The 17,017-nt window shown below is 52.6% G+C and carries 18 protein-coding genes; 14 read left to right on the top strand and 4 right to left on the bottom strand.

The features are described from left to right. Nucleotides 1–57: 57 nt before the first annotated feature. The 11 genes from EDB95_RS01420 (at nucleotide 58) to EDB95_RS01370 (ending at nucleotide 10,653) form a co-directional block, all read left to right on the top strand. The gene (locus tag EDB95_RS01420; RefSeq protein ID WP_133989838.1) at nucleotides 58–714 is read left to right on the top strand and encodes an ExbD/TolR family protein; all 657 of its coding nucleotides are present in this window, start codon (nucleotides 58–60) and stop codon (nucleotides 712–714) included. 31 nt (nucleotides 715–745) lie between these two features. After that, complete coding sequence (locus tag EDB95_RS01415) at nucleotides 746–1,276, top strand: ExbD/TolR family protein (protein ID WP_133989836.1); 531 nt, start codon at nucleotides 746–748, stop codon at nucleotides 1,274–1,276. Nucleotides 1,277–1,290: 14 nt separating this feature from the next. Next, nucleotides 1,291–2,115, top strand: a complete 825-nt coding sequence (locus EDB95_RS01410) for an energy transducer TonB (protein WP_133989834.1) — start codon at nucleotides 1,291–1,293, stop codon at nucleotides 2,113–2,115. 670 nt (nucleotides 2,116–2,785) lie between these two features. Continuing rightward, the gene (locus tag EDB95_RS01405) at nucleotides 2,786–3,250 is read left to right on the top strand and encodes an ExbD/TolR family protein (protein ID WP_133989832.1); all 465 of its coding nucleotides are present in this window, start codon (nucleotides 2,786–2,788) and stop codon (nucleotides 3,248–3,250) included. Nucleotides 3,251–3,427: 177 nt separating this feature from the next. Beyond that, nucleotides 3,428–4,795 carry a tRNA uridine-5-carboxymethylaminomethyl(34) synthesis GTPase MnmE gene (mnmE, locus tag EDB95_RS01400; protein ID WP_133989830.1) on the top strand — a complete coding sequence of 456 codons (1,368 nt, stop codon included), beginning with the start codon at nucleotides 3,428–3,430 and terminating at the stop codon, nucleotides 4,793–4,795. A gap of 235 nt (nucleotides 4,796–5,030) precedes the next feature. Next, nucleotides 5,031–5,258, top strand: coding sequence for a DUF433 domain-containing protein (locus EDB95_RS01395; protein WP_133989828.1), 228 nt, complete (start codon nucleotides 5,031–5,033; stop codon nucleotides 5,256–5,258). Next, nucleotides 5,255–5,599 carry a DUF5615 family PIN-like protein gene (locus EDB95_RS01390; protein WP_133989826.1) on the top strand — a complete coding sequence of 115 codons (345 nt, stop codon included), beginning with the start codon at nucleotides 5,255–5,257 and terminating at the stop codon, nucleotides 5,597–5,599. Before EDB95_RS01395 ends, EDB95_RS01390 begins: the two co-directional genes overlap by 4 nt. 29 nt (nucleotides 5,600–5,628) lie before the next feature. Continuing rightward, a complete protein-coding gene (locus EDB95_RS01385) occupies nucleotides 5,629–8,535 on the top strand; it encodes a glycoside hydrolase family 9 protein (protein WP_133989824.1) in 2,907 nt (968 codons plus the stop codon). Between the two features lie 16 nt (nucleotides 8,536–8,551). Beyond that, complete coding sequence (locus tag EDB95_RS01380; protein WP_133989822.1) at nucleotides 8,552–9,595, top strand: hypothetical protein; 1,044 nt, start codon at nucleotides 8,552–8,554, stop codon at nucleotides 9,593–9,595. A gap of 32 nt (nucleotides 9,596–9,627) precedes the next feature. Further along, nucleotides 9,628–10,146, top strand: coding sequence for an STM3941 family protein (locus EDB95_RS01375; RefSeq protein WP_317128949.1), 519 nt, complete (start codon nucleotides 9,628–9,630; stop codon nucleotides 10,144–10,146). A 6-nt stretch (nucleotides 10,147–10,152) separates the two neighbouring features. Beyond that, on the top strand, nucleotides 10,153–10,653 hold the full coding sequence (locus tag EDB95_RS01370) for a hypothetical protein (RefSeq protein ID WP_133989819.1): 501 nt from the start codon (nucleotides 10,153–10,155) through the stop codon (nucleotides 10,651–10,653). On the opposite strand, the gene EDB95_RS01365 is transcribed toward EDB95_RS01370, so the two are convergent. Genes EDB95_RS01365 through EDB95_RS01355 form a run of 3 tightly spaced genes read right to left on the bottom strand, consistent with a single transcriptional unit; the run spans nucleotide 10,605 to nucleotide 13,485 of the window. Then, nucleotides 10,605–11,348: a tetratricopeptide repeat protein gene (locus EDB95_RS01365; protein WP_133989816.1), complete on the bottom strand. Its 744-nt coding sequence runs from the start codon at nucleotides 11,346–11,348 to the stop codon at nucleotides 10,605–10,607. The two genes, EDB95_RS01370 and EDB95_RS01365, sit on opposite strands and share 49 nt — an antisense overlap. A 23-nt stretch (nucleotides 11,349–11,371) precedes the next feature. Then, a complete protein-coding gene (locus EDB95_RS01360; RefSeq protein ID WP_133989814.1) occupies nucleotides 11,372–12,205 on the bottom strand; it encodes a DUF6159 family protein in 834 nt (277 codons plus the stop codon). Between the two features lie 5 nt (nucleotides 12,206–12,210). Next, nucleotides 12,211–13,485 (bottom strand): glycosyltransferase family 25 protein, encoded by a 1,275-nt coding sequence (locus EDB95_RS01355; protein WP_133989812.1) that lies wholly within the window; start codon nucleotides 13,483–13,485, stop codon nucleotides 12,211–12,213. Nucleotides 13,486–13,869: 384 nt separating this feature from the next. On the opposite strand from EDB95_RS01355, the gene EDB95_RS01350 reads away from it, so the two are divergent. From EDB95_RS01350 to EDB95_RS01340, 3 genes are all read left to right on the top strand, one after another. Then, nucleotides 13,870–14,940, top strand: a complete 1,071-nt coding sequence (locus EDB95_RS01350) for an SGNH/GDSL hydrolase family protein (protein WP_133989810.1) — start codon at nucleotides 13,870–13,872, stop codon at nucleotides 14,938–14,940. A 76-nt stretch (nucleotides 14,941–15,016) separates the two neighbouring features. Next, entirely contained in the window at nucleotides 15,017–16,003 is a 987-nt protein-coding gene (locus tag EDB95_RS01345; protein ID WP_133989808.1) for a hypothetical protein, read from the top strand. Nucleotides 16,004–16,036: 33 nt separating this feature from the next. After that, entirely contained in the window at nucleotides 16,037–16,450 is a 414-nt protein-coding gene (locus tag EDB95_RS01340; RefSeq protein ID WP_211352036.1) for a hypothetical protein, read from the top strand. A gap of 4 nt (nucleotides 16,451–16,454) precedes the next feature. On the opposite strand, the gene EDB95_RS01335 is transcribed toward EDB95_RS01340, so the two are convergent. Then, the gene (locus tag EDB95_RS01335; RefSeq protein ID WP_133989806.1) at nucleotides 16,455–17,012 is read right to left on the bottom strand and encodes a hypothetical protein; all 558 of its coding nucleotides are present in this window, start codon (nucleotides 17,010–17,012) and stop codon (nucleotides 16,455–16,457) included. Between the last annotated feature and the right edge of the window lie 5 nt (nucleotides 17,013–17,017).

Genomic DNA, 17,017 nt, shown 5'->3' with positions numbered 1-17,017 from the left:
GCGTCTCTATATAGAGCAGCTCATTTATTTAGTATCTAAATCAGCAAAAAAACAGACATGCCAAGAGTCAAAATACCAAGAAAGAGTACGACGGTGGACATGACCGCGATGTGCGACGTGGCGTTCCTGCTGTTGACTTTCTTCATGTTGGCGACCAAATTCAAACCCGATGACGTGGTGAAGGTGGCTCCGCCCAGCTCGGTGTCTTCTGACGATGTGCCCGACAAAAACGCTTTCCAGGTCATGTTCGACAAGGATGGAAAAGTATTCTTTTCCTACAATGACGACGAAAACCTGGGGCCGTTGATCGACGTCGTCAGCACCCAGCAAAATCTGGGGCTTTCCCCTGCCGAAAAGAAGAACCTGGCGCACATCCTGGCTGCAGGTGGTGGTTTGGGAATGCCTTTCGCCGAATTGAAGCAAGTGCTGGATCTTGATCCCGATTCCTACAAGGCGTTCAAACAGCCGGGGATACCCGCCATCGACTCCGCTCACAATGAGCTGAGGACGTGGGTGACTTGTCTTTTGCAGGCCAATGGGGGCAGGACGCCCGATAACGTCCTTATTAAAGGGGACAACGGGGCCAAATATCCTGCCTTTAAGGAAGTGATCCGTGCCTTTACGGACAACAAGGTGTTCCACTTCAAGCTCGTGACCGCTATGGCCGACGCCCCTCCCGGCACCGCCCTGTGGGACGAACGCCACAAGAAGTAATTTTATTTAACGTATTTAAACTGATACGATTATGGCAGAGATGGAAGTGAAATCGGGGGGAGGGAAAAAAGGCCCAGGTGTCAAAAAAGGCAAGAAACAGTCCACGCGGGTCGACCTGACCCCGATGGTGGACCTCGGCTTCCTGCTGATCACCTTCTTTATGTTCACCACCACCCTGAGTTCTCCGACTGCGATGAAGCTGAACATGCCGGATGAAACCGCCAAACCGGAAGAGCAGAACGAAGCTGCGAAGTCCGGGGCGTTCACCGTCATTCTCGGCAAAGCCGACCAGGTTTATTATTATGAAGGAGACGATCCCAAGACCATGCAGGTGACGAACCTCAAGGGTATCCGGGACAAGATCCTTGATAAGAAGAGCCGCACCCCCGCTGACAAGCTGGTGGTGATCATCAAGCCCGACCAGGATGCAACCTATAAGGATGCGGTAGACCTTCTGGATGAAATGACCATCAACGAAATTGGAAAATACGCGATGGTTACGGTTCGCCCGGATGAATACTCCCTTGTTCAGCAGACTGAGGTGGCGAACGGTATAAAGTAATAAAAAAGAAACTCATGGAAGCTAATAAAATTTTATCAGCCGACATCCTCGATATCATATTCGAGAAGATGAACAAGGACTACGGCGCCTATAAGCTTCGGAAGGAGTATAAAAAGCGCCTGACGCTGGCCTTGATCATAACGGCGATCGTGGCGTTTCTTTGTATCGGCGGGATGGTTTTCTCCAGCTGGTACAGCAAGTACCTGGGGAAAAAACAGGTGACCATCGCCGATGTGACCCTGGCGAATGTGGACAACAAGCCTCCGCCTCCTCCCCCGGTACCGCCGCCCCCTCCCCCGAAGGTGGAACCCCCCAAGATCGAGATCAAGAGCTTTACGCCTCCCAAGATCGTAGATCAACCCGATCAAAAGAAAGAAGTCAAACAACAAGACGAGCTGGACAATACGACCATCGGTCACATCGACCAGGCCGGTATCAAAGCCCCTGACGTGGTCAACCCGCCGAAGGTGGACCAGGGCAGTAAAGTTGTTGCAGCCCCCGCGGACGACGACAACAAGGTCTTTACGAAAGTGGAGATCGAGGCTGGTTTCCCCGGTGGTGACGGTGCATGGAACAACTACGTTCGTACAGCCATCACGTTACACATGGACGAGCTGACGGACGAAGGCAAGAGCGGTACCTGCGAAGTGCAGTTCATCGTGGACAAGGACGGCGCCGTGAGCGACGTACAAGCCCTGACGATGCAAGGCACCAAACTCGCCGAAATCGCCGTTAACGCCATCCGCCGCGGTCCCCACTGGACCCCCGCCCAGCAAAACGGCCGTAAGGTAAAAGCCTTCCGTCGTCAGAAAATCACCTTCCAGATGCCGGATGAGTGATCCTGATACTTTTACAGTAAGTACCTTTTTAATAAACATGGCCCCGCTTTTCTAAGCGGGGCCTTTTCTTTTCCTCCTCCTCCTCCTACTACTACTACTCTGACCGGTCCGTGTGCCTACCTCGTCGGCCCGACCGCGTTGCCCGCGAAGTGGGGTGTCCATTTTACTTCTTTTCCTCAGGGAACCGAAACGACTTGACATCGTTCGAATCACCTGAGGAAAAGAAGTAAAATGGACACCCCACTTCGCTGAGACACGCACCGGTCCGATGATCTAGGGATGGCGAGACGGTATGGAGTCCTATGTCCGTGGGGTAAAGCGTATTTTGAAGAGGCCATACCAATTGAAAAGGCCGCGCCAGCTCCGTACAAAAACGGAATTTTTAAAAATAATTGCCGGTTTCGTGTGGAAAAATGAGGGGGTCGTTATCTCTATATAGACGACTATTCGATTGAATTTTCATTTGCATAAAAAAGGCGAACCGAGCGGGGCCGGTGTCTACCGGTCCCTTACTTAGACGATTGGCCGAAAGGCTTTTGATAAAGAGGCGTTTTGCTTGACTTATTGGCGACGATCAGGGACGGCAGGAGTAGAGGTAGATAGGATCGTTGCACATCGGGCTGGTGTCTACCAGCCCCTTCATTTCGATTAGTACTAAAAACACAAGTATATGGCAGAAATGAACCTTACCGCATCGTCCTCGGGGCGGGTCCTCAAGGTGGACCTGACGCCCATGGTGGATCTTGGATTTATCCTGATCTCCTTTTTTCTGTTTACCACGACCTTGTCGACGCCAAAGGCCTTTAAGATGGTGATGCCCGACCAGTCGACAGAACCTGTTATCGACGCGCCTTCGGTGGCAACGCTAACGCTGTATGCGGATGCTAAGTCGGTGCGTTATGCGGAGGGAAAGCCCGGGGAGCATCCCGAGCAGGAAGCCTTTCTCCGCCAAATGCCTTCGCTGAGAGCGGAGATACAAGACTTGCAGGAACGGCTGGATCACAGCGGGCGATTTACAAGAAGCGACCTCACGGTGTTGATTCACCCGGGAGCGGACCTTTCTTACAACGACCTGATCGGTGTGTTGGACGAGATGCGGATTTGTAAAGTGGGAAAATATATGATCATAAGATAAGGGTTAAGTTTGCGCATATGACCATCATCGGGGCTGGTGTCTACCAGCCCCTTGTGCTATTCGACCTTGGCGACCCGAAGGGCCCATCATTAGCGGTGGTTCCGCAAAGGCCTAATTTTCCCCTAAAGGCCTTTGCGGAACCACAATTTTAGTTTCTTTGTGGAATGAAATCCGCGTATGGCAAATAACCTGGAGGGGTGGGACGATACGATCGTAGCCCTGGCCACGCCCCCGGGCATCGGCGCCATAGGCGTCATCCGTTTGAGCGGCTCCAGGTCCTGGACGATTGCTTCGGCCCTGTTCCCGTCCAAGGATCTGCTTCGCCAGGCAACCCATACACTACACGTCGGTTTACTAAAGGACGGCGACGTGGTCCTCGACGAGGCCGTCGTTTCCCTGTACAGGGGCCCCCGTTCTTATACCGGGGAGGACGTGGTGGAACTCTCCTGTCACGGCTCTCCTTTTGTCCAGCAACAAGTCATCCAAGCCTGTATCCGCCAGGGCGCCCGGCTCGCCCGCCCCGGTGAGTTTACCCAGCGCGCCTTTCTCCATGGCAAAATGGACCTGACCCAGGCAGAGGCCGTGGCTGACCTCATTGCAAGCAATACCGAGGCCTCCCGTCAGGCCGCCCTAAAGGACATGAGGGGAGGTTTTTCGCACGTGCTCAAGGGGCTCCGGGAGCAGCTGATCCGTTTTTCCGGCCTGATCGAGCTGGAACTGGACTTTTCCCAGGAAGACGTAGAATTTGCCGACCGTACGGCCTTTTACCGGCTTATCGACGAGGCCGCCCGCACGACACGCGGCTTGCTGGAGTCTTTTGGTTGGGGGAATGTCATCAAAAACGGGGTCCGCGTCGCGATCGTCGGCAGGCCCAATGCGGGGAAATCGACGTTGCTGAATACACTCCTCAATGAAAACCGCGCTATCGTCAGTGACATCGCCGGGACGACGCGGGATACCATCGAAGAAGTCCTGCAGATCGACGGGATCCTTTTCCGGCTGGTCGATACGGCGGGGATACGGGAGCATACCACCGATGTCATCGAAAGTATTGGGATCGAGCGGTCGCGGGCGGCGATGGAGGCGGCGGATGTGATTGTGTATCTCGTGGATCTTTCTTCTTCAGAGGTTGCTTCCGAAATTTTTGATGTCCGGGGGGCGCTTGCCCAGATGGGGAAGCCGTTTTTGGTGGTGGGGAATAAGGCGGATCTTTTTGCAACTGGGTCGCTTTCGGTTGATCTGGCGATGAGCGCACGGGAGGCTGGCAGCGTGGGTCTTTTGAAGGCCCGCTTGGTGTCGTTGGTTTCTTCCGGCGCCGTTGCTAAAGAAGACGTGGTTGTCACCAATGCCCGGCATTATGCGGCCTTGCAGGAGGTGGAGAAGTCGCTTTTGGATATTCGGGCTGGGCTTGATTCTGGGGTGCCGGGGGATTTGTTGGCGCTTGATATCAGGCGGTGTCTTTATTACCTTGGGGAGATTACGGGGGAGGTGAGTAACGAGGAGGTGTTGGGGTTTATTTTTGAGAGGTTTTGTATTGGGAAGTGAGCTACGAATACGGGTATCAACCAGCATCGTTTGGCACATTGCATTTCTTGGGGCTCAGGATTAAGCGTTATTTGCGTAATTTTTTTGCCTACCCAATTTAAAGACACTTGATTTTGGCGTAAATAATTGAATATCAATTAATTTTAATTATTGCATGATTTGTTTTCATCTTAGATAGGTAGCGATAAAGAGACGAGAATTGGCTAAATTTATCTAAACACATTCTTTGAATATTATGATATACACTGATTTCATAGAATCGAACGCAGATGTTATGCTGGGAAAGCCGGTTATCAAGGGAACCCGGATAACTGTGGCTTTGATCTTGAAGAAGCTATCAGAGGGCGCCACCATGCAGCAAATGATTGCGGGTTATCCCAGCCTTTCTGAGGCGGCCATAAACGCGGCGTTAGCTTATGCGTCTGACGTCATTTCCAACGAAACGGTAATCGCAGTTGCATGATCCTTGCTGATGAGAACATTCCTTTTGAGATTATTAAATCGCTTCGGGAGGTAGAATTTGAGGTGACCTCGATTTATGAATTGAAAAGAGGGATTAAAGATGAGCAAGTAATTGAAATGGCCATGAAATATGACTACCTGCTTCTCACGGAAGATAAAGATTTTGGTGAGTGGGTATTTGCTCATCATGTGAAAGGGCTAAGTGTTATATTTTTGAGGTATTCATTTAGCGAATTGCAGGAGATTATCCAGACGCTCATTTATCTGTTGAAAAATAAAACCCTGCAGCGGCCGGTTTTTGTAACCATTACGCCCCAAAAGATAAGGATTCGACAGTTGTGATTTTTGAGCCTGCGTCAAAACCTTTGGCGATGCAAAAACGGACTGCGTTGAGACTTTTCCTTCTAGTATTTCTCCTTCCCCTTTTGAACGTGAAGGCCCTCTGCCAGCGCACCGGCGGGGACCCCATTGCCATCGATATCCAAGCCTCCGCCGAGCACCGCTGGCTGAATAAACCCGTCCTGGAAAGCCGCTCCCTGGATCAGATGGAAGACCTCAAAAACTGGAGCTCTTTTACGACCAGCGGAGGCGCCATTGTCGACGCGCGTAAGGTGATGAAGATCGTAGATTCCAACGTCAGTGTGGCCACGATTGGGCTCAGCAAGGAACAGGTTCACCAGGGTGACTGGTCGTTGCTGATGTCTACTCCTACGCGTCTGCCGGGACCTGGTCCGGCGACCGGCCGGGGATGGGGGCGCTCGGGCATCCGGCGACATTTTGATGGAGAGGATTGGACGGGGTACAACCGTATTTCGTTTTGGATATATCCCGATTTGCCGGGGTTTTTCACCACGGCCCTTGACCTGCAGCTCTACAATGAAGGGCAGGAAAAGCTGCCGGCACTCTTTGGCCAGGAAGGGGAGACCTCGTTGATCTTGCGGAATCATGAGTGGAACCATGTGGTGTGGGAGATTGGCAATGTCGCGCGGGATAAGATTACGGGTTTTGAGGCTTCCTATGGGCTTTCGGGGAGCGCACCAGGGGAGGCGGACAGCATACGGTTCTTTTTTGACGACCTCACCTTGCAACGGGTGGTGCCGGACAAGATAGAGGGTTGGGATGTTTGGAGCAACCGGATCGCTTACAGCCAGGATGGCTACCAGACAGGCGCGCCGAAAAGCGCCATTGCGAATGGACTTGCTGCGAAGACCTTTCAGGTGATCGACGCGCAGGATGGACGTGTGGTGTTGACCAAAGCCCTTAGCAAGGCCACAAGCGCTATTGGGGACTTTAATGTTATGGATTTTTCCGAGTTGCGGACACCGGGACGTTATGTATTGTCAGCGGGAGACGTGAAGACGCAACCCTTTTCGGTGGACGCCAACGTTTGGGAGGAGAGCATCCGTAAGGTGCTGAACTTTTTTTATATGGAACGGTGCGGTATGGAGGTGCCGGGGGTGCATGGGGTCTGTCATGGGGACTGGACTTGCGTGCATGGAGAAAAAAGGATCGTCATCAACGGGGGCTGGCATGATGCCGGGGACCTGTCTCAACAAGCGGAGGCTACGGATGAGATCACTTATGCGCTTTTTACTTTGGCGGAAAATCTGCATGCGCGGGCGGGCAATCAGGAGCTATATGACCGGGTGCTCGCAGAGGCCAGGTGGGGGCTGGACTGGGTGTTGAAAACGAGTTTTGGGGACGGATACCGGGATGTGGGATCGATTAACAGCCGTCGGACGGATGGTGTCATGGGTAACGATGATGATATAACGGTCACCGCGCGGAATAACCCCATGACCAACTTCGAAGCGGCGGCGGTGGAGGCGATTGCTTACCGGGTTTTAAAGGACGTTGATGCCAGGTTGGCTGCATATGCCCTGCAGATGGCAAGGATGGACTGGCGGTTTGCTATAGAGGGCCTGCCCGGCATCGTTAAGACGTCCAATCTTTTCCGTGGGAATTTCGACTCGGACAATGTGGAGGATGAACTGCCGTCGGTGGTCATTCAGGCTGCTATAGATCTTTGGAGGGCTACGGGCGACCGGCAATTTGAGGGCAAGGCGGTGGCAATGGCGAAGTACATCACCGGCGCCCAGCAACGCGTGCGGCCCGATTGGGATGTCCCGCTGACGGGCTTCTTTTATACCAGCACGGCTAAAGACCGGTTGCTTCATTATTGCCATCGGGGGCGCGACCAGGCACCTATGCTGGCGCTGACAGCGCTGTGCCGGGCTTTTCCCGGGCACGCAGACTGGATGACGTGGTATAGTGCGGCGGCCCTTTATAGTGAATACCTGAAGACGACTGCTGCCTATACAGGTCCCTATGGCCTTTTGCCGGCTACTATTTATGCGGATACCGAATACCTTCATGTGCCTGAGAGCAGAATGGAATCTTACCGCAAACAGGTATTGAACGGCATCCCGCTCGGCCAGGGACACTATCTCAGGCTGTTCCCCGTGTGGATGGACTACAGAGGGCATTTCGGTACCATTTTGCCCCAGGCCCAGGCCCTGGCGGCCGCCGGTTTTCTACGCAACGACCAGGCGTCGGTGGACCTCGCTGTACACCAATTGGAGTGGATCCTTGGGAAGAACCCTTTTGCGGAGAGTACCATGTATGGGGAGGGACACGACTTCGTTCCTCTTTATTCGCCGTCTTCGGGCCAGATGGCGGGGGGGCTGCCGGTAGGGATAGAGACTAAGGGGGAAGAAGACGTACCGTATTGGCCGGTGCAAAGCATGTGGACCTATAAGGAGATTTGGGGACATCCGGCGACGAATTGGCTATGGCTGTTGTCGGCCGTCGGGGGGCCGGCCTTTGTCGAAGGCCAGGCCGATTCGGTGGTATATTTTATCTCGTCGTCGGATACGGTCGTTGTACAGCGACAAAAACATTTTGCGATAAAACTGCCGGAGGGGAGGTATCGTGTGCGGAGCGCCGGGTTGGAAGAGGAGCGGGTGTTTTTGCCTGGTGGGGCGTATGCGCTTGATATGCGGGTGGACAGCCTCCTTGACATGAAGGTGGTTTCAAGTGCGGCATCGGGAGGGGCCGTGACCATCCGGGTTGCGGTGCGGGGCAAAGGGACGCACCGGGTGACGGTCCGTGCGGATGGGATCATCTTTCCTAATGTCACAAGAGAAGTATACTTGAAAGACGGCGTGGAAACAACGGTAGAATTCCGGGGTAAGCCTGTTTCAGCTAAAGAGCCTTGGGTCGTCCTGGTGGTGCCGGATGGGCATTGGGAGGCGGGCAAGGAGGTTCGTGGGGAGTAACAAAAATCCAGGCCCGATGCAACGCTCCGCACGTTTTTGCCATCATTCGGGTATGAAACCCCTCCACTACGCCTGTCTCCTCCTCCTGTTGGCATCCTGCCGCAAACATTCGCATACCCCGACAAACACCATTAACCCGGGAAATCTCCCGGTCATTTACGTCACGGGCAGCAACGGCACCAACCCCGTACTTTGGAAAGATGATTCCGCCGAAGTCCTCTCCACATCCGCGGGTTACGGAGAGCAGGTCCTTGTGGCCGGCACCGATGTGTATGTTGCCGGTGTTTGCAACGTAAGCAGCGAGAGTACGCCCGCAGGCCCCTTCGGACAATACCTCTATTGGAAGAACGGCACACCGCACAATTTCGATGGGTCGATGGAGCTCCTGTACGCCAGTTCCATCGCCGTCAACGGAAACGGGGTTTATTTTGCAAGCCATGCCCTTTGGGAAAACGGCAATGTGCTGTCTTTGCCGGGCTGGGGGACCGCCTCCCGCATCCGGGCGATGCAGGCGGTGGGGGGAGACCTCTATGTGGCCGGATCGGATAGCGTGGGGGACGCCGTTTATTGGTTGGACGGGGTGCTGCACGTCGTATCCCAGGGGTACTATCCGCGTTTTTCGTCCGGGGGGGACCCGGAGGTGGGTGCTTTTTATGTGTCCGGGAGCGACGTCTACATGACCGGCTTTGATATGAACCGTGTCCCGGTGTATTGGAAAAATGGCATCCCCGATACCTTGAAGACGGCTGAGGAGTATATTACCCAATTGAACTCGATTTTTGTGTCGGGCTCAGATGTCTATGTGGCGGGGAGCGTTTTGGGGAGCAAGGGCTGGAACCTCCCTGTCTACTGGAAAAACGGGGTCGAAACGGTCTTACCTTTTCAGGGCACGATGTATGGGGGGAGTGCCAACGCGATTGTCTATTACAGTGGGAACGGCGGCACGCATTTGTTCGTCGCCGGTGATGACGGGAACGGGGCTGCCCTTTGGGAGGACGGGATAGAGACGATGCTTTCTGCCAAAGGGGTGGCCAATGGCATTTATGTAGCAGCAAATTGAGTATATTGGGGCTCCTTTGTGAAGAACACCTTATGGAAACGCCCCTGAATATTTACATTAATAAGAAAAATACCGTTAAGAAGATTTTTCTGTACACATTAGGATTTCTCTTCTTTGTTGCATGCTTTTTGTTGGGAATATACTTCTTTCCGGATGACTGGAAGGTGGTCATTATGCCGGTATGTGCCATTACCATGGCTGTATCGGTCGTCGCCTATATAAGGGAATATAACCGGAAGACGCCTGTTGTCGCCGTGGATCATGGGGGGATAGAGGTTTTTGAAAAGATGTTTGACGGATTTGGGCGGGTGTTGTGGGCGGACATTACGGGCTTTCGGGAGTTGGCTTTAAATGGGAAAGACAGACGGCTGATCTTGTTTGTCAGGAACCCGGAGCGTTATATTGGAAACCTGGACGGCGCAAAAAAGCGGAACCGGTTTCTCAAGGCCAGCGGGCAGAACAGCAATGGGTTGCTGTGGATCGACATGAGCCGGATAGCGTATGACCATGGAGCATTTAAAAAGATGCTCGGAGACCACATAAAGAAGTAAACATCTATGGAATTCAAGTATTTCAAGCACAGCGACGAGGGCTACAAGCTCGTCAAATCCACCGTTTTGTTGTATGTTGTTATGATTTTGTTCGGCCTTATGGCGGCGATTGGCCTTTGGCTTGTCGTCTCTACGGGTAAGATGGAGGGATTATGGTGGGCCTTGTTCTGTTTCGCCCTGATGGGCGTCGCCTATTACCGGCAACGGTTTATTAACGTTTTTATACAGCCGGAATCGGGTATGATCATCGTTAAGCGGGGAAGTAAGGTGCACCGGGAATATCCGGTCGACAAGTTTATGAATTTCCAGAAGACCCGGGTCAGGACGAATGGTATTGCCAGCCAGTGGCATGTCTCCATGTACGTGGACGACAATGGGAAGAACAAAAATATTTTGCTGGGAGTCGTCTTCCGTCAGAAGGCGGCGGACCGGATGATCGCGGAGACGGAGCGCTTACTTCAGAAAGACCTTAATTCCCGACCCGCTTTACGGGCCCAGGGGGCGTAGAGGCGGCGGACGTAGCGGGGCTGGAGTTCCATATCTTCGCGGATGGCTTTAAACTGCTCCCGGGCTTCCTGGGCGCGGCCTTCCTGTTTGAGCAGTTGTCCATACCAGTAGCGCGCTTCCAGCGAATGGTGGCGGCGGATCACTTTCTGATACATTTCTTCGGCAACCTGTTTGTTCCCGGTCCCTTCCATGGCCCGGGTGTACATGACTTCATCTTCCATGCGGTTCATGCCGCTGTTCTCCGGGTGAAGCGCACGGGAGAATAGGGCTACGCTGTCGGTGTACCGGCCGGCTTGGAAATAGAGCCGCGCGAGCCGGAGCATGAGGTCCTGGTCGGAAGCGTACATATCGGTCATACAGGATTGGACCAGCGATATGGCGTCCTCAAAACGGCCTTGTTCCGCGTAGGCATCGGCGAGGGCCAGCCGGTTGGTCACGGAATCGGACAGCTTTACCCGTTTTTCCCGGTCACGGATACGCGCTTTTGGAAAAAAGGTCAGCTGGAAACCCGAGGCAAAAGTGCCCCTGCGGATATCGGGGAGGAGCTCCACGATAAAATAGGCAAGGGCACTGATGCCGGGGAAAATAATGAGTATGAAGATCCATTCCCGCCTTCCGGTCCGGATGGCGTGGACAAGACAGAAAAGCCAAACGATCAGAAATAAGAAATAATAGTTGCTCCAGAAAAAGAACATGGTTTTCAGGGGTTAGGCCAGGACTATCGTTTCGACACAAAGAGGCTGTCGACCAGTTGTTGATCGATATGGCTTTGGATGTCACCGGTAACATTGTGGTAAATGGCGCTGACAAATATGGTGCGGGCAGCGCTGATGATCGCCGAGAACAACAGGAAGGCCAGGACCGCGAGGATGACACCCACCACGGGATGTATAAAGAAGCCGATGGCGAAGATGGCCAGGATACAGACGATCCCCAGGAGGTACACCAGCCCGAAGCTGAACCCGGCGCCGAGACCCTCGCCCCATTTCTGGTGGACGATTTCCTTGGAGCGGGCGATGGCCTGAAATGGACCGACGTTTTCGTAGGCGATCACCGGAACGACAAAAAAAGTAAGAATGCTCCAGGCCATGCCGAGGAGGCCGACGACGATTTTGCCGATGGAGCCGAGGTTGTCCTGGAGAACCTTTAGCACCGTGCCTACTGTGGCGGCCACGGCAGCCCAGCTGAAAATGGCGCCTAACCGGCTGACACTGAATTGAATGCCTTCCTGGATACTGACCTCGCCGCCTTCCAGGTAGCGCTTGGTGCAGTGTATCAGGGCCATGTTAAAGAAAATGACGATGAAATAGTTGACCAGGTAAAACAAGAACAGACAGGCAATGGCGGGCGCCTGGCCATACCGGTCAAAAGACTGTTCCAGCAAATCGGTACCCCCGCTCAGGAAAAGAACCAGAACAAAGGAGCCCAGGATAAGGGTCATGGAAACACCGGAAAGGATGGGTAGTACGATGAGTTGTTTGTTTTTCTTGAGAAGGTCGAGACTGCTCATGGCAATGGTCCAGCCATTGCTGAGACGGGAGGAAAGGGACATAGGAGTTACGTTTTAGAAGGTTTCAGGTTTTCAATATAAGGATATTTTCCCAAAGACAGGAAGGCTTCCTGTAATTCTTTCAGACGCTTGTAGGGAACGTCAAAGTCTTTATGGGCGCTGATGTAGGGGAAAAGTACCATCTTGTTGCTGGTCATTTCAGAAAGTACGTCGTCAACGAGGGTGGTCTCGCTGAAGGGCTCCTCCAGGATCAGGTGAAAGACCTTTTTGTACAGCACGGTAAAGGGGGCGCGCCAGAAGGCGTCTACCCAGAAGCGATTTTCCGTGACGGGCATCGCGTGGCTGAACCTTGTCACACCCCCCAGAAGGATACCCGCACCCTGGCTATGTGCTTCTATGATATTCTTTATTAAGTAGACCGTGGCATAGTCTTTCGAAAAGACCTGGTCGTCTTCGCATAAGATGACCACATCGTCATCTGCCTCTATTGCCTTTTGAACGGCGCTGCATATTCCCCGCCATCGCCTGAGTTCTTCGGAGGCAAGCTTTGGCGTTTCTTCGATGAAGACCTGAAATTCCTTTTTGCCCAGGAATTGCTTCTGAACAGGCCGCTGGTCTTCGCGTGACAGAAGGACATAGACCGGGAGTGTGATATTGCTGTAATCATCGTCGGATATGTCGGGGGCACTCCTATAAAATGAGCTTACCTGCTTCAGTTTTCCCAGCAGGTTACTGCTCCCGCTAAAAAAATTTTCTACAACCCCCCGGTGACTATTGATCGGGGTAGCGTCGGAGTAGCCGTAGTCCTTTTGAATGGAGCAAAAAGGGTAGGTGACGAATTTGTGTTGCGTGTGCTCCGATATCCAGGCATCCGCGGCATCTTTTGGACCAAAGTCTGTGTTGAGTAAGGTGTCGAAGCATTTTCTAAAAAGGATGGTGAACTGCAGACCGGAGAATTTCCGTACCCCAAAAAGGTTTTCCGAGGCCAGAAAGCAGTCGTCAAACCAGCTTACGCCTCCGGAAAGGACGTCTGCGTCTCTTTCCGCTGCGGCGTGAATGGACTTCCTCAGGTATTCTTCCGTATAATGTTCAGTGAATTGGTGGTCGTCTTCACACAGAAGAATAAATTCATCCCCGGGCGCCACCTTGTTTTGCAAAATGTCTTTAATGGTCAGCCAAAGCCCGGTGGCACCCCTTTGATGTTCGATGGCCTCCACTATGTCCACTTTGAATTCCTCACGGCCCGCAAATTCCCTCAGGATGTTTTCCTTCCGGTCCGTTCGTCGTTTCAGGTTGATCACGTAAGTGGGGATAGGAACCATGCTTAATAAAATGAAAGGCCACAAAGAATTGCGGCCTTTTGAATCATCTAAATGAGTTTTGACTATCTAGCCCAAAATGGAATACTCTTGCGAGCATGTCGCAGTTTGACCGGCTCCACAAATGGAACCCGACTTTGCCGCGCACGCTGCTTCAGTACCACCAAGGCACTGATAGAAATCGCCATCCGGACAGGAACACAGCCAGTAGGGGCCGATGCCACCGATGACGCTTTTCAGTTGTTCTCTGGTAAGGGCTTCATGGGCTCCCAGGCCTGGGGCCTTCAGATTAAGTTTTTTCATTGCGAATGAAAGGTTAAGTGGTGATAAATGATTAGCTATACTGAAATATAAAGATTATTCCTGATAAATAAATAATTTTATAAAATGCGTATTGCTTTTTTATTCCTGTTTAACTTATTGCTGGGACAATGTACCGCCCAGATAATTATCAATAACAAGGACACACATATCCACTATATGGGGCGCGTGGATATAAAGGATTCGGCTTCGGTGATCGCATGGCCGGGTACTTCGTTAAGTATACGGTTTACGGGTAGTGAGGTGAAGGCCTTGCTGGACGATGAGCGTGGGGATAACTTTTTCAATATTGTCGTAGACGGTAAAGTTATCGGGAAGCTGCATCCGGATGCAGGGAAAAATGAGTATGTACTGGTATCCGGTTTGGGAAGGGGTATACACACCCTTACTTTGTTTAAACGAACCGAGTGGGAAAACGGGAAGACGTGGTTTTACCATTTTACCTTTGATAAAGGCGCCAAGGTGTTGGCGGCGCCGCCAACAGGCAAACACAAACTGGAGTTCTTTGGCGATTCCATCACCAGCGGCTACGCGGTGGAAGACTCGACGGGCCAGGACCGGGGAAGCAGTCCCTATAAAGACAACTACGTGAGCTATGCGGCCATAACGGCCCGGCATTTTGGCGCCGAATACCATTGTACGTCAAAAAGCGGTATCGGCATATTGGTCAGCTGGTTCCCGCTGGTGATGCCGGAAATGTACGACAGGCTGGATGCCACCAACCCGGACAGCAAATGGGATTTTAGCAGGTATACCCCGGATATCGTCGTGGTCAACTTGTTTCAAAATGATTCCTGGTTGACAAAAATGCCCGCAAACGATCAGTTTAAAGCGAAATTTGATACAACGCCGCCCACCGGTGATCAGATTATTTTGGCCTATGCCCGTTTTATCAGGCAGGTCAGGAGTAAATACCCCGATGCGCATATCATTTGTGCCCTCGGTAGTATGGATGCCACCCGGGAAGGGGCGCCCTGGCCGGGATACATCACAAAAGCAGTGGCTTCTTTACAGGATAAGAATATATATACGTGCTTTTTCCCCTATAAAAATACACCGGGTCACCCGAATGTGCGGGAGCAGCAGGATATGGCGGAGCGGTTGATTGGGTTTATTCACGGAACGTTTGGATGGTAGCGTTGACGACAACGGGTAAATTCATTTGGTGGTGTCTTTGTAGTCTACTAATTTAGTAGGGTAATAATTGATCACCATGCGCGTCGCTTCTTTGACAAAGACCTTGATCCTTCTGATAACCCTCTCGGTTGCCGCCGGACGTGCATGGGCGGGAGCCCCGGGAGACTCATTGCTGCCTCTTCCGCCGATATTGCGCTGGGAGGGGACGGCTACCTCGGAACTTTCGGAAATAGAATCCGGGTACCGGCTCACCGGTAACCACCGGCAGGCCTTTGCCCGGTTGCTGTCCATGCTCGGTTCGGGTTCCCTCGGGTGGACGGGGAGGGTGCGCTTCCGTTTGTTTAGCGACCTGGCCAGGGTTTCGGCGAGGATGCGGCTTTATCCCGTGGCCATGAAGTGTTACTACAATACGGGCCAGGAGGAGGACCTTCCCAGTGACAGTGCCTTTTACCGGGAACTGCCGGTAAGGGAATCCGTACCGGTCCCTATCGATTCGCTGCGGGCCGCATTTGAGGATGGAAAGGAAGCCGGCGCCTATGCCTTGCTGGTGCATGTCCAACAGCCTTCGCCCGGGAAACGAAAAATATTCGTACACATGGGCCGTGTGGGACATACCTTTATCACGCTGATCAAGTATAATAAAGACAACAGCATCGTCTGCCGGACGTTCGGTTTTTACCCGCATAAAATGGGTTTTTTGTCGGCGACGCCGGTGCGTCCCACCGCTCCGTCGGTGGTCAAGGATGATTCCCGGCACGATTGGGACGAGACCGCCGGTAAATTCATCTCCTCCCGGCAATTCAAAAAGGTCATCGATGCCTTGCAGCGCTATGGCTGTCATTTGTATAATTTAAACCGGGACAATTGCACCGATTTCGGGTTGTCGATTGCGCGGATCGGGGGAATCGACATCCTGAATACGCGGGGTTATTGGCCGCTGGGGGCGGGGAATAACCCGGGGTTTGCGGGGCAAAGTATCCTTGAGGGGAAGGTGTATAATAGGGATGCGGGGGCGTTGTTTGTGGCGACAAATCACGTTCCTGACTTGAATTACGGGTATTGAAGCAAATGGTCTATATTTAAATAAACCAAGGCCATGGCATTTAAAATAACATTTTGCGACCCCTTTAAAAAGGACATTGTCGACTTGGGCGAAAGCGCCGGCGATGATGTCGTTCAGCGGTTTGAAGGTACCGACTGGGCCGGTTATTTGTCCAGGATGAGTAACGCAAGTGAAAGCGACATTTTCTATTCCCCCTCTTTTGGTGTTGAAAATATGGAAAGCCGTCATGGCCTGTCGATTTCGGCGGTTGGAGAACCTGGTAGCTACGAGTTTTACATTTTCTACAAGCGCCCTAAGAAGGTAAAAAAACTATTTGGGCTGATGGAGAAGTTGGATGACAATTATCTTTCAGATAGGACAGGACAGACCAAAGAAGATGCCATCGAATGTTTGCGGGCTTTGCTGGCAAATAATGCTGATCTGCTGGCGGTGAAGATTGGTGAATAGAATATTATCGCTCTTCGTGAAAAAAATAACTATCGATGTCCTGTAGATAGTCCCCGCTGTGGACGCTATTATAAGAAGTGTAGATAGACTTGCCCTTCGCCGAAAGAATGATGCCGTAGCTTACGGTATCGCGATCTACGAGGAGGGGGCCGCCGGCGCAGTCCTTTATAAGAATGTAGCGATCCATGGAGACGAGTCCCTGGATGTTTTTGTATTTGGGGTTTGCTTTCAGTGAGTCGAAGGTATTGCTGATGCCGACGCCGAAGTCGCTGTCGGCTTCGTTTATACCGTTGTCTTCCTTTTCAGAGGCGGAGTCATAAAAGTTGAAACGGGCTTCATTGGGCCGGAGGAAAAGGATAAAAGAGCCCCCGGCGAAGGTGGTGTCAGTCAGGTGGGGGCCAAGGGGAAGGGGCCGGTCGGCTGTCGCCGGGACAGTGTCATGGGGGCTCACGGTGTCGCGGGCGACCAGTGTAGTGTCGTTGGCCTTGGGAGAGTCGGTCTTGGCGAAATGGCAGGCGCAGAGGAGGATCAGAGGGAAGATGGGAGCTGGGGAGATTTTCATAATAT

Source organism: Dinghuibacter silviterrae, assembly GCF_004366355.1.
GTDB classification, from domain to species: Bacteria; Bacteroidota; Bacteroidia; order Chitinophagales; family Chitinophagaceae; genus Dinghuibacter; species Dinghuibacter silviterrae.
Note: the sequence above shows the minus strand (reverse complement) of the source record. Positions and strands in the feature narration are given on the sequence as shown.